Below are 14,322 nucleotides of genomic sequence, written 5' to 3' on the forward strand. Positions count from 1 at the left end.
AATTATGAGAAAAGTTTACCTCCTATTATTATTCATTTCTATTACAGCTTTTTCTCAAAGAAAAACAGAAACAATTAACTCAATACCTCTCGGAGAAGCAAGAACAATAACTATCGAATTACCTGCTTCTTATGAAACTAATAAAACTCAAAAATACCCAGTACTTTATTTATTTGACGGAGAGTATCTTCTTGACCCATTTAGTGGTGCCTTAAAATATGGTGCTTATTGGGATGATTTACCAGAAACTATTATTGTAGCTATTCATCAAAACAAAAATGATGAGCGTGAAGATGATTCAACATTTGACGGAATTAATGGCTTACCATTTGAAAAAGGAGCTAAGTTCTTTGAATTTGTTGCGGGTGAAGTAATTCCTAAAATTGAAAAAAATTACCGCACTGCACCATTCCGAATTATTGCTGGTCATGGAGTAACTGCGGGCTATTTAAATTTTTTCTTATATAAAGAAGTACCATTATTTAATGCATACATATCTATGAGTCCAGAACTGGCAACTCAAATGGAAGTTCGTATCCCTGAAAAATTTGCTAAGTTAAAAACACCTTTATTTTATTATTTATCTGCTGCAGATGGAGATGTCAACAAAACGAAAGAACCAATCCAAAAATTAGATCAAAACATTAAAATAGCGAATAACCCTTTAATTAATTACAAATACGATTTATTTAAAAACACTACCTATTATTCTGCTGTTTTATATGCAATACCTAATGCTTTAAATCAAATTTACGAAGCCTACAAACCTATAAATTTAAATGAGTACAATGAGAAAATTGCTACTCTTAAATCTGGATATGTTGATTATTTAAGAAACAAATACGATATCATTACAAAAACGTTACGTGTTGAAATGCCTGTTCGAATGAATGACTACATAGCTATAGAAACTGCTATTTTAAAAAATAATGCTTTCGATGAATTAGGCATATTAGCTGAAATTGCCAATACCAGTTACCCTAAAGCGATGTTAGGCGAATACGAACTTGGATTGATGTACGAAAAAATGGGAGATGCGAAAAGAGCTTCCAAAAAATACCAAAATGCCTCGCAAATGGAGCCTATTGGTAGATTAAACAAAGATTTGATGTACGACAAAATAGATGAAATGAATGATCTTATCAAAAAGAAATAATGTCAAAAGTTAAAACAACCTTTTTTTGCCAAAATTGTGGCGCTCAATATTCTAAATGGCAAGGACAATGTAATTCTTGCAAAGAATGGAACACCATAGCCGAGGAAATTATCCAAAAACAAGAAAAAGTTGCTTGGAAAAGTGAACCTACTCCAACTGGCAAAGCACCTCGCCCTTTAAGAATAAACGAAATCGATTCTACGCAAGAGGTTCGCATGGACACTACTGATGGCGAATTAAATAGAGTTCTTGGGGGAGGTATTGTACCTGGATCCCTAACCCTTTTAGGGGGAGAACCTGGAATTGGAAAAAGCACACTTTTGCTTCAGGTTTCATTACAATTACCATATAAAACCCTATATGTTTCGGGTGAAGAAAGCCAGAAACAAATAAAAATGCGTGCTGAAAGAATTACGCCAAATGGCGACAATTGCTATATCCTTACTGAAACTAAAACCCAAAATATCTTTAAACAAATTGAAGCCATCCAGCCAGAGATTGTAATCATTGATTCTATACAAACGCTTCATACCGATTATATCGAATCAACTGCTGGAAGTATTTCGCAAATTCGAGAAACTACAGCCGAGTTAATCAAATTCGCCAAAGAAACCAATATCCCTGTAATCCTAATTGGTCATATTACCAAAGACGGAAACATTGCAGGTCCGAAGATACTGGAGCACATGGTTGATACTGTTTTACAATTTGAAGGAGACAGAAATCACGTCTATCGTATTTTACGATCTCTAAAAAATCGTTTTGGATCGACTGCTGAACTAGGTATTTACGAAATGCTAGGTAGCGGTTTAAGAGAAGTTTCTAATCCCTCCGAAATATTAATTTCACACAAAGACGAAGAATTATCTGGAACTGCAATTGCTTCAACACTTGAAGGAATGCGTCCATTAATGATCGAAATACAATCCTTGGTAAGTACAGCCGTTTACGGAACACCTCAACGAAGTACAACAGGATATAATGCCAAAAGATTAAATATGATCTTGGCCGTATTAGAAAAAAGAGCAGGATTTCGCTTGGGAGCAAAAGATGTTTTCTTAAACGTTACCGGAGGGATTTCTGTAGATGATCCTGCAATAGATCTTGCTGTAGTTGCAGCTATTTTATCATCAAATGAAGATATTCCTGTAACTAAAGGCTTTTGTTTTGCTGGAGAAGTTGGTTTATCTGGCGAAATTCGTCCTGTAAATCGTGTTGATCAACGCATACAAGAAGCAGAAAAATTAGGGTTTTCGACTATTTTTGTATCTAAATACAATAAAATTGCGTTAAAGAATACAGGAATCAAAATTGAACTTGTTGCCAAAATCGAAGACGTAGCCAGTATTCTTTTTGGGTAAACTTAAATGCATCAAAGAATTTATATGAAAACAAAAAAACAAAAAATAGTATTGGCTCTCAAAATTGTAGTCTTACTATTTATTGTAATACTAGTTGGTGCTTATTTCTTTCGAGATGCTCTTTTGCATAAAGCCATTGCAAAAGTATCAGATAAAATGAACAACGAATACAACAGTACGTTTTCGGTAAAAACCGCCTCTTTTGATGGTCTTTCAGGAATAAAACTAACCAATGTAATCTTAGTTCCTAAAAATGCAGATACGCTTTGTAACATTCATAATATAGAAACCAGTATTAGTTTATCGCATTTATTGGTGGGAGATATCCAAATTGGAACTTTAAAAATCGACAAAGGATATATACAATTGGTAAAAAAAGGAAACATCAAGAACTTCGATGCTTTCTTAAAGAAAGACAGTACCAGTACATCTAAAAATGAAAAAAGAGAATACGCAACGTATGCATACCGAATTATATCAAAACTATTAAATCTTGTTCCAACTGATATGAAGTTGGAAAATTTAACCTTTAGGGTTGATGACAATGGTAAAAAAGCACAAATCGCAATAAACAAGCTAGTCTTGGTCGATAAAGAACTTGAAACCAATCTTCACGTTCAAACTAAAACATTCGACCAGCGTTGGAACATAAAAGGCTTTGCTGATCCAAGAAACAAAAAAGCAGACATTCGATTTTTTAATCTAGACACGGGGGCAATTCGAGTACCCTACATAGATGATCGTTTTAATATGTTGGCAAGCTTCGACTCTATCCGATTGAATATTGAAAATATTAAAAAAAGTGGAAGTGAACTTCACATCGATGGATACTCTTCTATAACCAATCTGAAAATTAACCATGCAAGAATTGCTAGCAAAGACGTTGTTATAAAAAATGCTCGTTTTGATTATCGTTTCTTATTAGGCTCTGATTTTATCTCAATAGATAGCACCTCAACAGTTCAATTAAACAAAATAAAACTCCACCCTTACGTATCTTATAATACCAAATCGGATACTATTTATACCTTAAAAGTTGCTATTCCTAAAATGAAAGCACAAGATTTTATTGTCTCGTTACCAGATGGTTTATTTACTAATTTTCAAGGTATGGAAGCCACAGGTAATTTCGATTACAAACTCGATTTCAAGTTCAACAAAAACAAACCAAACAGTTTAGTTTTTGATAGTAACCTAAACAAAGAAAATCTTGTAATTACTAAGTATGGACAAGCAAACCTCAACAAATTAAATAGTGAATTTGTATATCGTGCCATTATAAAAAATGTATTACAGAGACCCATTTTAGTAGGTTCTGAAAACCCAAATTACACTCCTATTGAGCAAATTTCTCCGTATCTTCAAAAAAGCGTATTAACTACAGAGGATCCATCGTTCTTCTCACATCGCGGTTTTATTAATGAAGCTTTCAAGCAATCGATTTTAAAAAATATTCGAACCAAGAAATTTTCTCGTGGCGCAAGTACAATTAGCATGCAACTGGTAAAAAATATTTTCTTAACTAGAGAAAAAACTTTATCACGCAAACTCGAAGAAATTTTATTAGTTTATATCCTCGAAAATAATCGCGTTGCAAGCAAACAACGTATGCTCGAAGTATATTTCAATATTATCGAATGGGGACCAAATGTATATGGAATTGGTGAAGCGAGTCGTTTTTATTTCCAAAAAAGCCCAGCCGATTTAAGCTTAGATGAATGTTTGTTTTTAGCTACAATTATTCCAAGCCCAAGAAAATTTACCTACCAATTTAACGATCAGGGTAATTTAAAAGATTATGCTATCAGAAATCAAAAATTTCTTAGCAATCTTATGTTGCGCCGCGGTGTTATAACACCTGAAGATACTATTAACAGACTACCTGTTTATATTTCAGGTCATGCTCGTTCATTATTACGAATAAAAGCTCCCGATTCTACAGCGGTTCCTATAGATTCTATGGCTATAGATGATGAGTTTGACCTTTAAATCTTTTTAGTATTCATAATATTGCTATCCTAACAGGTTCAAAAAACCTGTTAGGTATTAGTTCACTTAAATTATCATGCCTACAAAGTCAAAAAAACCTACAAATATTTGCACTTAATTTTGATTGTGTTCACGAGCGAGACGCTCGCGTCAGCAAAAGCAATACGCGGCAAAAAAAATCACTTAAAGTTCTTCAGAAAGTCCTCTTTATAAGTTGGAGAAACTTCAATTTCAGCTCCGTCATTTAGTGTTATGATTCCACCTTTATTGTATGATTTTACACAATTCATATTAATAATATGCGATTTATGAACTCGTATAAATGGCAAAGGCAAAATCTCAGAAAAGTGCTTTAAGAACCGACAAACCATTTTTTTACTTCCGTCATTCAAATATAAATCAGTAAAGTTTCCATTGCCTTTTAATCGGACAATTTTTTCCATTTTCACCACCTCAAATCCTTCTAATGTTGGCAAAATAACTTGTTGCTTCTCTGGTTTTGTTTCATGGAAATTTTCAACAATAATTTTGTTTCTATTAAAAATTTCATGGTTCATAATCTGATGTTGTACTTTGTTTACTGCAACAATCAACTCTTCGATACTTATTGGTTTTAGCAAATAATAAGCTGCGCTTTGGTTTAAAGCCTTCAATGAATATTCGGAAAAAGCAGTAACAAAAATAGTTTCAAAATGTAAATCCTTACAAGCCTCCAAAACATCAAAAGCATTTCCAAAAGGCATTTCGACATCCAGAAAGACTAATTGCGGCTGTAGCTCATGCAGTAACGGAACAGCTTCTTTTATATTCTGTGCTTCGCCAATAACTTCTACCTGCGGACAATATTTACTCAAATAATTCTTGAGTACTTCTCGAGCCGCAAGCTCATCTTCGACAATTACACTTTTTATCTTCTGGAAAGTCATCATATTTTATCTATTAACGGAAAAACAATTCGAACAATAGTACCTGTCTTGGGCATGCTTTTTTCGATAATTTCGAAAGAAATATTCTTTTTATACAATTCGTTCAGTAAACCTATTCGCTCCTTAGTATTGCTTAATCCTCGGGATTCATGTGCTTTTTGATTGTTTGTTTTTAGTTCACGGCTTTTAGTTAAACCAATCCCATCGTCTTCAATAATCACAACAACTTTCTCTGCTACAAACTCAAAATTAAGATTCAGAAATCCCTTTTTATCGAGGTAACGCAATCCATGCCAAATCGCATTTTCCAGATGTGGTTGTATAATCATATTAGGAATTAGAACTGTTTCTGTATCTAAAGCATCATCAACACTAATTTTAAAATCGAATTTATCTTGAAACCTCAGATGCTCTAAATCTAAATATTTTTTGAGTTGTTCAATTTCTTTATCTAATGTGATGAAATCTTTATTAGAGTTTTCCATCATATTTCGCATCAGGTTAGAATAAGAAGTCAGGTATTTGTTGGCTTCTAATTCTTTATTTTCCGAAATAAATTGATTCACACTATTCAAACTGTTAAAGATAAAATGCGGATTCATTTCTCTTCGCAAAGACTGTAAAGCAATTTCTTTGTTTTTGGTTTTTATCGAATATAATGCTTTCACAATAAACAAGAACAACAATAACAGCAGTACTATTGACCCTAGAAGAAAGTAATTAAACGTGTTTTTCTTTGTAATCAATTCGTCCTTCAATGTCTTTTCTTTTTCTAACTGCCGTATTTTATCCTCGGTAACTTGAAATGTTTTAGCGTCGATAAGCGTTGTATCAGATTCAATTAACTTATCAAAATTGGTAAAGAACTGCTCATATAAGGCAATACTTTCTTTGTCATCTCCTTTGGTTTTGTAATACTGAATTAAAGCCGATAAACTTTTTTTGGCCTCGGTAGAATTTCCGTTTTTGGATGCTAGCTCATACGCTTCCTTAAGTGATACAACTGCTTTTTTAGGTTCTTCTTTTTTAAAATAAAGCTTTGCCAAGGATTGTAATTGCTTTATTTGGGTAGTATAATCTTGCTTGGTTTTGGCTTCTGCCAAAAGTCTTTCGTTAATACCAATTGCTTTCTCAAACTGACTATCCGAAGCATATACTTTGGCAATTTCATTTTTAATTTTGATGACCTCTTCCGGTTTATCTTTTGCGTAAGCGAGCGCTTTATTATAACTCTCGATTGCTACTTCTTTGTTTTTTTGCTGTAAGGAGTTTTCTGCTTTTTGAACGTAAGCTGCCGCAACCTCATCAATTTTATTATCTCTTTTGAGTAACTCTATATTCGAATTTACATATTCTGCTTGCGTAACGGGGCTTGCTTGTGTTCGCAGACGATTAGCATCATTCTGATTTATTTTTTCTTCATTTTTATCTGCTGCAATAGCTCCTGCGGCTTCATAATTTTTAATTGCCGATACAAACTTTTTCTGATTCTCTTGTACTTTGGCAATACTTCTTGTTACTCGTATTTTATCTTCAGCAAGATTTTGTTTGGTATAACTGGTTAATGCTTTTTTATAATATTCTTCCGCTTTTGCATTATCTCCTTTACTAAGGAATTCATTGGCCAATCGTTCATAATTCTGGCCTATTTGTGCCTCGTCATTTATATCTAACGATTTTTGTAATTCTTTGGATACTTTACTCATTTTAGAAACTGGCATTGCTTTTTTCTTAGCAAGAGAATCCTGTGCTATTACTCCAACAGGAAGTAACAACATTAGAAATAAAGAAAAAATAGCTAATAAATATCTCATATATTATATCCTTTTAAATCTCAGCGCCTTAATTTCTAGGTTACTCAGAACCTTTAAAAACAATACTGTAAAGTAAAGTATTTTATATTCTGTTTACAACTCGTTTCACCAAGTGAAAATACCGTTTCACCATTTCTGCAAAAAACGAACTCTTTAAGTTTATAAGTTTGGTCTATAATCACAATCTTAAACATAAGAAATCATGAAAACATCAATCTTTATCTCAGCTCTTTTAGCAACTACATTCTCTTTTGCAAATAGTAATTATACTAACTCAAATCCAAGAAAAAATACTAAAATTGAAAAACCGATAACAGCGGAAAAGACCAAAATACAGGTTGCATTATTACTAGACACCTCTAGTAGTATGGACGGGTTAATTGATCAGGCGAAATCCAGATTATGGAATATTGTAAATACTTTAACGACTTTAAAATACGACGGAAAAACACCCGATATCGAAATTGCTTTGTACGAATATGGCAATGACGGTTTGTCTAAACAATCTAATTATATCCGACAAATAGCACCACTTTCTACAGATTTGGATTTGATTTCGGAAAAACTATTCTCTCTAAGTACTAATGGTGGTAACGAATATTGTGGAGCTGTGATTCAGGATGCAACCAAACAATTAAAATGGGCAAGAGACAACAACAATATGAAGCTTATTTATATTGCAGGAAACGAAGAATTTAATCAGGGTGGAATTAATTATAAGGAAGCTATTAGCAATGCCTTAAAGAATGATATTTATGTAAATACTATTTATTGCGGAGATAAAACTCAAGGCATAAATGAACTATGGAAAGATGGTGCCGATTATGGAAAAGGTAAATATTTTAATATCGATTCTAATCAAACAGTACGTTATATAGTAACTCCATATGATGTTGAAATTACAAAATGCAACGTAAAAATCAACAAAACGTACATAAGCTATGGTTCAAAAGGTTCTGAAAAAAAAATGAATCAGGAAATGCAAGATAAAAACGCTCAGAAAGTTTCTGCATCAAATTATACCGAACGTGCTGTGAGTAAATCAAAGGCCGTTTATAAAAACGACAGCTGGGACTTAGTCGATAAAGTAAAAGATGATGCTACGGCTATTTCGAAAATAAAAAAAGAAGAATTACCTGTAGAACTCCGTAATAAATCTAATGCTGAACTAAAGGTAATTGTTGCACAAAAAACCAAAGAGAGAGAAAATATTCAAAAGGAAATTGGCGAACTTGCCAAAAAACGTCAAGAATATATAGATACCGAAGCGAAAAAAACAAAGAAACAAGACGATTTGGGTAATGCCATTAATACATCGATTGTTGCTTTTGCAAAAGTTAAAGGATATACTGTTGAGAAATAAACAAAGTGTGAAGAATAAATTAGTTAAGAACATGAAAAAGAGTATCCTCTTTATGATTTTTATAGGCGTTTTTTCTGTTAATTTTAAATGCATACATAAAGAAGACATCCTAAAGCCAACTAAAACATCTGAACCAATACAATCTTCAAAAGAAAAACTAAAAAACCAGATAATAGAGATTAAAAGCTTTGTAAATGCGTCTTCGAAATACAATACCGAAGTTGGCTTTTTTATCGATATGAGAATTGCATCTGGTAAAAATCGTTTTTTTATATATGATTTAAAAAATAACAAACTTCTTGATAAGGGTTTAGTTGGTCATGGTTCTGGTTCAGAAACTGGAATCCCTGGAAAGCTAAAGTTTAGTAACATAGAGAATTCCTATAGAACTTCACTAGGAAAATATGCAATTGGTAATTCTTATAATGGTACGTTTGGTAAAGCTTACAAATTATATGGCTTGGACAAATCCAATAGTAATGCCTTTAATCGAAATATTGTTTTACATAAATATTCGGACGTCCCATTTGAAGAGCAAGAAAGTCCTATTTGCAACAGTCAAGGATGCCCAATGGTTAATGAAAAATTTTATGGTGTACTTGAAAAAATAATTGACAACTCTAAAAAGAAAATCATTCTTGTTATCTACTATTAAAACCCATTCAAATTTTCGTTATTTGTAATCCATATTAGACTAAATAAATATTTTAAAATTATAATCTCATGATAAAAAAAATAGTAACATCCGCTTTATTATTGATTGGCACCATTGCATTTGCGCAAAAACCAATCTTTACAACAGCAAAAGTAAAAGCTGCAACAGTATATTTTAATGCTGCCGAAATTTCGCAAACTGCAAGCGCTACTCTACCTTTAGGAACAAGTGAAATTGTAATTAAAAACGTAGCCGTAAACTTGAATGAAAGTTCCATTCAAATAGGAACTCCATCGACAGTAACCGTTCTTTCAGTTCAGTTTACTAATAATTATATCTCAGAATATGAAGTAGACACTAAATCTCCAGCATTAAAAAGAGTACGAGACAGTATCGTTTTGGTTCAGAAAGAACTCCAAAAAGTCAACAATACTATTAATTCTGAAACAAAAACGATTCAGCTTTTAGATAAAAACCAGCAAATTTCGGGTGTGAATTCAGGTTTAAATGTAACTGAATTAATGAAAATGGTAGAATATTATAAAACAAAACAACTAGAAATTGCCAATACTATTAATGCCCTTTCTGAGAAACAACAAAAGCTTAATGAAACACTTCAAAAACTAAACAACAAACTTGAGGTTGACACTAGTAAGGAAGAAAAAACCTCATCAGGAAAACTAATTGTTCAAGTTATGAATGAAGTTGCTGGAGCGGTACCATTAGATATTTCGTACTTAACCAATAATGCCACATGGACTCCGTTTTATGACCTTCGTGCCGAAAGTGTTACCGCGCCTATTAATATGACGTATAAAGCTCAGGTAATCCAAAATACAGGTATCGATTGGAAAAAAGTAAAACTTACTCTATCAAGTGGCTATCCTAACCAAAACAATCAAGCGCCAATATTAAGTTCTTGGTTTTTGAGAAACAATAATGAAGTGGTTTCAACAGGTTATGCTTCTCAAAGAAACAAAATGAATCAATTACAGGGAAGAATTGCTCAGGATAATACATTACAAGAAGTTGTTGTCGCAGCTCCAATAGCAAACAGAATGGTAAAATCATCTGTTTCTAATTACACAACAGTAGAGGAAAACCAGCTTAATGTTTCTTTTGATATTGATATTCCTTATGACATTTTATCTAACGGTAAAGTACATAGTGTATCTCTTAAAGAAATAAAATTACCAGCATCATATAAATATTATGCTGCGCCAAGAGTCGAAAACGAAGCTTTCCTTCTTGCTGAAATTGCCGATTATAGCAAATACAATTTATTAAGAGGTGAAGCCAATATTATCTTTGAAAGCATGTACGTAGGTAAAACATTTATCGAGCCTAACCAAACTAGTGATACACTAAACTTGAGTATGGGACGTGATAAAAAAGTGTCTATAAAACGTGAAAAAGTAGCAGATAAATCTGGGACTAAGTTTTTATCAACTAAAAAAGAACAAACTTTTACTTATGATATCACGGTAAGAAACAACAAAAAAGAAGCTATTGAACTTTTGTTAAAAGATCAATATCCTCTGAGTACCAATAAAGAGATTGAAGTTGAGTTATTGCAAAGTGATAGCGCTAAAGTAAATTCTGAAACTGGAATCTTGACTTGGCAATTGCAAATGAAACCTAATGAAATCAAGAAATTCAGAATTAGTTATAAAGTAAAACATCCTAAAGATCAAATATTAAACTTATAAAAACCTTTTAAAAATAAATCCCGATACATGATTAACGTGTATCGGGATTTATTTTTTATATAATTTAATCTGTGCAGAAAAATTAACCGCAATGGCTACTGAAACTGCAAACTGAAACCAAATTACGGTGCCGGATCTGGAATTACAGCATGAACTGCATTAATTTCGGCAATAACTTCGTCTGATAATATAAGATTAATAGAATCTATATTTTCTTTTAATTGTTCCATTGTAGTTGCTCCGATAATAGTACTCGTTACAAATGGTTGCTGATTAACAAAAGCTAAAGACATTTGGGCAAAATTTAGACCGTGTTTATTCGCGATTTCCTGATACATACGCGCTGCTTTAGTGCTTTGTTCGCTACTATATCTTGTATATTGTGGAAATAAGTTTAGTCGTGAATTTGGGTGTTTTTCTCCAGATAAAAATTTACCTGACAATACTCCAAAGGCCATTGGTGAATATGCCAATAAGCCCACATTTTCCTGCATACAAACCTCAACAGAAGCATTTTCGAAAAGACGATTTAATAGTGAATATGGATTCTGAATTGTTTTAATACGAGGCAAATTATTGTATTTGTTCTCTTCTAGAAAACGCATAATTCCCCAAGGATTTTCATTAGAAAGTCCTACATGTTTAATTTTCCCTTCTTTTATAAAACCATCCAATGTTTGTAAAACTTCGTGAATGTTATCTTCCCAAGCATCGTCCTGAATTTTAAGTCCGCGTTGTCCAAAACAATTGGTTTTACGTTCCGGCCAATGCAATTGGTATATATCTACATAATCTGTTTGTAATCTTTGTAAACTATTGTCTAAAGCATATTTTAAACTTGCTGGCGAGAAATCTATTTTCTCTCGCATATAACCAAAATTATCATTTGGTCCAGCGATTTTAGTTGCTAAAACAACGTCTTCTCTTTTTCCTGATTTTTTAAACCAAGTTCCTATAATTTTCTCAGTGCTTCCATAAGTTTCTTTACTTGCAGGAATAGAATACATCTCGGCAGTATCAAAAAAATTAACACCTCGTTCAAGTGCATAATCCATTTGAGCATGTCCTTCGGCTTCAGTGTTTTGTTGACCAAAAGTCATCGTACCAAGGTTTATTTTACTTACTTTAATATCTGTATTGGGAATTGTTGTGTATTTCATTTGTCTTTAATTTCTATGATGCTGTGTTGCTAAGATTGTAGCTTTTACGAATAAGCTTCAAAGGTACAAAGCAATATTTCAAAAGAAAAAAGTTTATTTTATTTATTACCACTCCCGATAGCTATCGGGATAAAATGATTAGATAGATTTTTGAAATCTGTTTAAACATATCCGAATTACTGTAAACTTGTCAATTTACGACAATATTGAGTAAATACTCTATAAATATCTTGCAGGAAAGCCCATAAACAAAAAGGTCCAGAGTATAAACTCTGAACCTTTTTGTTTATCTACCTTAGAACCTCAGTTCCTTAGCAACTTAATTAATGCTATTCAACATATCTGCGATTTCATCTAATCTTGGCGTTAAGATGATTTCGATTCTACGGTTTTTAGCTTTACCATCAGGAGTTGCATTACTTGCCAATGGAGAAAACTCTCCACGACCTGCTGCCGTTAGTTTTTGTTTGTTGATTTTACTATTTTCACTCAAAATAGCTACAATTGCTGTCGCTCTTTTGGTTGATAAATCCCAGTTATTAGTAATTACTCCAGAACTTATATATGGATCATCATCAGTATGTCCTTCAATAAGTACCGAAAGATCTGGATTATCTCCTAATACTTTTCCTAGTTCTACAACTGCTTTTTTACCTTCGGTACCTACAGACCAGCTTCCTGAATTAAAAAGTAATTTGTTTTCCATCGAAACATATACTTTCCCGTTCTTTTGCTCTACAGTCAATCCTTTTCCTTCAAAACCATTCAATGCTTTCGAAAGCGTTTCTTTTAGCTTTTTCATAGCAGCTTCTTTAGCAGCTATCATACCTTCAAGTTCATCTAATCGTTTTGCTGTTTTATCTAAACGTGCTTGTTCTGCAGCCAATGCTTTTCCTTTAGCTTCTAACTGCTCAAGCAACTCACGATTTTTATTCATGTTGTTTTTTAAGGCTTCGTCACTATTTTTCTCTAGTGCATTATAGGAGTCTTGTAAAACTTTTAATTTGTTTTGTGCAGCAGCATAATCAGCTTTTTGTTTTTCTAATTCTGTTTTGGTAGCACTAAGGCTTTTATTTAATCCGTCGCGATCTAACTCCAATTGATTTTTTGCTTTAAGCAATTCAGCATTTTCATCAGAGATTGAACGGTTTTCTTTTTTTAAATCGGTAAATTTAGTTTCTAAGTCATTGTATATTTTTTTGGATACACACGATGTTGTAAGTGCTAATATCAATAATCCGATTGAGACTTTTTTAATCATTTTTAATGTAGTGTTTATTATTTGAGATATTCTTATTTTTTTCTAATTACTATTCTTAGTACAAAGCACGGCACGTGCAATCCAACTAAGCAAATCCTATTCAGGATAGCAATATAAGTTTAAAACCTATACTTAGCTAACAATAATGATACCATTAATCTTCAATTTCGACTAAAACTGGACAATGATCAGAATGTACAGCATCTGGTAATATAACTGCTCGTTTTAGTTTGTGCTGCAAAGTATCGCTAACTAAATTATAATCAATTCTCCATCCTTTATTGTTCCCTCTTGCTCCTGCGCGGTAACTCCACCAAGAATAATTATGAGGTTCTTTGTTAAAATGGCGGAAACTATCTATAAATCCCGTTTTCATAAAACCATCTAGCCAAGCTCGCTCAGCTGGTAAAAATCCTGAAACGGTTTTATTACGAACTGGATCATGAATATCTATTGCTTCGTGACAAATATTATAGTCTCCACAAATGATAAGATTGGGTATTATTTTTCTAAGCTCATTGGTATAAGTCTGAAAGTCATCCATAAACATAAATTTATGGTCCAATCGCTGAATATTTGTTCCCGATGGAAGATACAAACTCATTACAGAGCAGTTATCAAAATCTGCACGAAGGTTTCTTCCCTCAAAATCCATATGCTCAATTCCAGTGCCGTATACTACGTTATTTGGTTTTGTTTTTGAAAGAATCGCTACACCACTATATCCCTTTTTTGTAGCTGGATAATAATACTGATATGGGTAACCTGCTTTGGTGATATCGCCTACAGGAATTTGATCTTCTGTGGCTTTAATCTCTTGAAGACAAATAACATCCGGGTTTGCATGTTGCAACCAATCGATAAATCCTTTTGAAATTGCAGCACGAATTCCGTTTACGTTATAAGAAATAATTTTCATTACAATTTT

At 32.7% G+C, this 14,322-nt stretch carries 11 protein-coding genes; 6 read left to right on the plus strand and 5 right to left on the minus strand.

What is annotated here, in order from left to right:
• Positions 1-4 precede the first annotated feature (4 nt).
• The 3 genes from IUY40_RS17660 to IUY40_RS17670 are packed head-to-tail and all read left to right on the plus strand — an operon-like array spanning position 5 to position 4,506.
• Entirely contained in the window at positions 5-1,156 is a 1,152-nt protein-coding gene (locus tag IUY40_RS17660; protein ID WP_195738187.1) for an alpha/beta hydrolase-fold protein, read from the plus strand.
• The gene (gene radA / locus IUY40_RS17665) at positions 1,156-2,517 is read left to right on the plus strand and encodes a DNA repair protein RadA (RefSeq protein ID WP_195738188.1); all 1,362 of its coding nucleotides are present in this window, start codon (positions 1,156-1,158) and stop codon (positions 2,515-2,517) included. Before IUY40_RS17660 ends, radA begins: the two co-directional genes overlap by 1 nt.
• A 24-nt stretch (positions 2,518-2,541) precedes the next feature.
• On the plus strand, positions 2,542-4,506 hold the full coding sequence (locus IUY40_RS17670; protein ID WP_195738189.1) for a biosynthetic peptidoglycan transglycosylase: 1,965 nt from the start codon (positions 2,542-2,544) through the stop codon (positions 4,504-4,506).
• Between the two features lie 179 nt (positions 4,507-4,685).
• Here IUY40_RS17670 and IUY40_RS17675 read toward each other — a convergent pair whose 3' ends face one another.
• Both IUY40_RS17675 and IUY40_RS17680 read right to left on the minus strand, forming a co-directional pair.
• Entirely contained in the window at positions 4,686-5,435 is a 750-nt protein-coding gene (locus IUY40_RS17675) for a LytTR family DNA-binding domain-containing protein (protein WP_195738190.1), read from the minus strand.
• On the minus strand, positions 5,432-7,246 hold the full coding sequence (locus IUY40_RS17680; RefSeq protein WP_195738191.1) for a histidine kinase: 1,815 nt from the start codon (positions 7,244-7,246) through the stop codon (positions 5,432-5,434). The genes IUY40_RS17675 and IUY40_RS17680 overlap by 4 nt, the downstream gene beginning before the upstream one ends.
• Positions 7,247-7,448: 202 nt before the next feature.
• Here IUY40_RS17680 and IUY40_RS17685 point away from each other — a divergent pair, with 202 nt between their 5' ends.
• From IUY40_RS17685 to IUY40_RS17695, 3 genes are all read left to right on the plus strand, one after another.
• Positions 7,449-8,609, plus strand: a complete 1,161-nt coding sequence (locus IUY40_RS17685; protein ID WP_195738192.1) for a vWA domain-containing protein — start codon at positions 7,449-7,451, stop codon at positions 8,607-8,609.
• 31 nt (positions 8,610-8,640) lie between these two features.
• Positions 8,641-9,264, plus strand: a complete 624-nt coding sequence (locus tag IUY40_RS17690) for a murein L,D-transpeptidase catalytic domain-containing protein (RefSeq protein WP_195738193.1) — start codon at positions 8,641-8,643, stop codon at positions 9,262-9,264.
• 68 nt (positions 9,265-9,332) lie between these two features.
• A complete protein-coding gene (locus IUY40_RS17695; protein WP_195738194.1) occupies positions 9,333-10,973 on the plus strand; it encodes a DUF4139 domain-containing protein in 1,641 nt (546 codons plus the stop codon).
• Positions 10,974-11,095: 122 nt separating this feature from the next.
• Here IUY40_RS17695 and IUY40_RS17700 read toward each other — a convergent pair whose 3' ends face one another.
• The 3 genes from IUY40_RS17700 to IUY40_RS17710 all read right to left on the minus strand — a co-directional run bounded on the left by IUY40_RS17700 (position 11,096) and on the right by IUY40_RS17710 (position 14,313).
• Complete coding sequence (locus IUY40_RS17700) at positions 11,096-12,133, minus strand: NADP(H)-dependent aldo-keto reductase (protein ID WP_195738195.1); 1,038 nt, start codon at positions 12,131-12,133, stop codon at positions 11,096-11,098.
• A gap of 319 nt (positions 12,134-12,452) precedes the next feature.
• A complete protein-coding gene (locus tag IUY40_RS17705; RefSeq protein ID WP_195738196.1) occupies positions 12,453-13,394 on the minus strand; it encodes an OmpA family protein in 942 nt (313 codons plus the stop codon).
• Between the two features lie 154 nt (positions 13,395-13,548).
• Positions 13,549-14,313 (minus strand): exodeoxyribonuclease III, encoded by a 765-nt coding sequence (locus tag IUY40_RS17710; RefSeq protein WP_195738197.1) that lies wholly within the window; start codon positions 14,311-14,313, stop codon positions 13,549-13,551.
• Positions 14,314-14,322: the final 9 nt, after the last annotated feature.

Origin of the sequence: Flavobacterium sp. ALJ2 (assembly GCF_015594725.1) — a bacterium.
Lineage (GTDB): Bacteria > Bacteroidota > Bacteroidia > Flavobacteriales > Flavobacteriaceae > Flavobacterium.

What these genes read in the sequence shown, in the direction of transcription:
- IUY40_RS17660 (WP_195738187.1), top strand. Translation starts at nt 5, where the DNA reads ATGAGAAAAGTTTACCTCCTATTATTATTCATTTCTATTACAGCTTTT.
- radA (WP_195738188.1), top strand. Translation starts at nt 1,156, where the DNA reads ATGTCAAAAGTTAAAACAACCTTTTTTTGCCAAAATTGTGGCGCTCAA.
- IUY40_RS17670 (WP_195738189.1), top strand. Translation starts at nt 2,542, where the DNA reads ATGAAAACAAAAAAACAAAAAATAGTATTGGCTCTCAAAATTGTAGTC.
- IUY40_RS17675 (WP_195738190.1), bottom strand. Translation starts at nt 5,435, where the DNA reads ATGATGACTTTCCAGAAGATAAAAAGTGTAATTGTCGAAGATGAGCTT.
- IUY40_RS17680 (WP_195738191.1), bottom strand. Translation starts at nt 7,246, where the DNA reads ATGAGATATTTATTAGCTATTTTTTCTTTATTTCTAATGTTGTTACTT.
- IUY40_RS17685 (WP_195738192.1), top strand. Translation starts at nt 7,449, where the DNA reads ATGAAAACATCAATCTTTATCTCAGCTCTTTTAGCAACTACATTCTCT.
- IUY40_RS17690 (WP_195738193.1), top strand. Translation starts at nt 8,641, where the DNA reads ATGAAAAAGAGTATCCTCTTTATGATTTTTATAGGCGTTTTTTCTGTT.
- IUY40_RS17695 (WP_195738194.1), top strand. Translation starts at nt 9,333, where the DNA reads ATGATAAAAAAAATAGTAACATCCGCTTTATTATTGATTGGCACCATT.
- IUY40_RS17700 (WP_195738195.1), bottom strand. Translation starts at nt 12,133, where the DNA reads ATGAAATACACAACAATTCCCAATACAGATATTAAAGTAAGTAAAATA.
- IUY40_RS17705 (WP_195738196.1), bottom strand. Translation starts at nt 13,394, where the DNA reads ATGATTAAAAAAGTCTCAATCGGATTATTGATATTAGCACTTACAACA.
- IUY40_RS17710 (WP_195738197.1), bottom strand. Translation starts at nt 14,313, where the DNA reads ATGAAAATTATTTCTTATAACGTAAACGGAATTCGTGCTGCAATTTCA.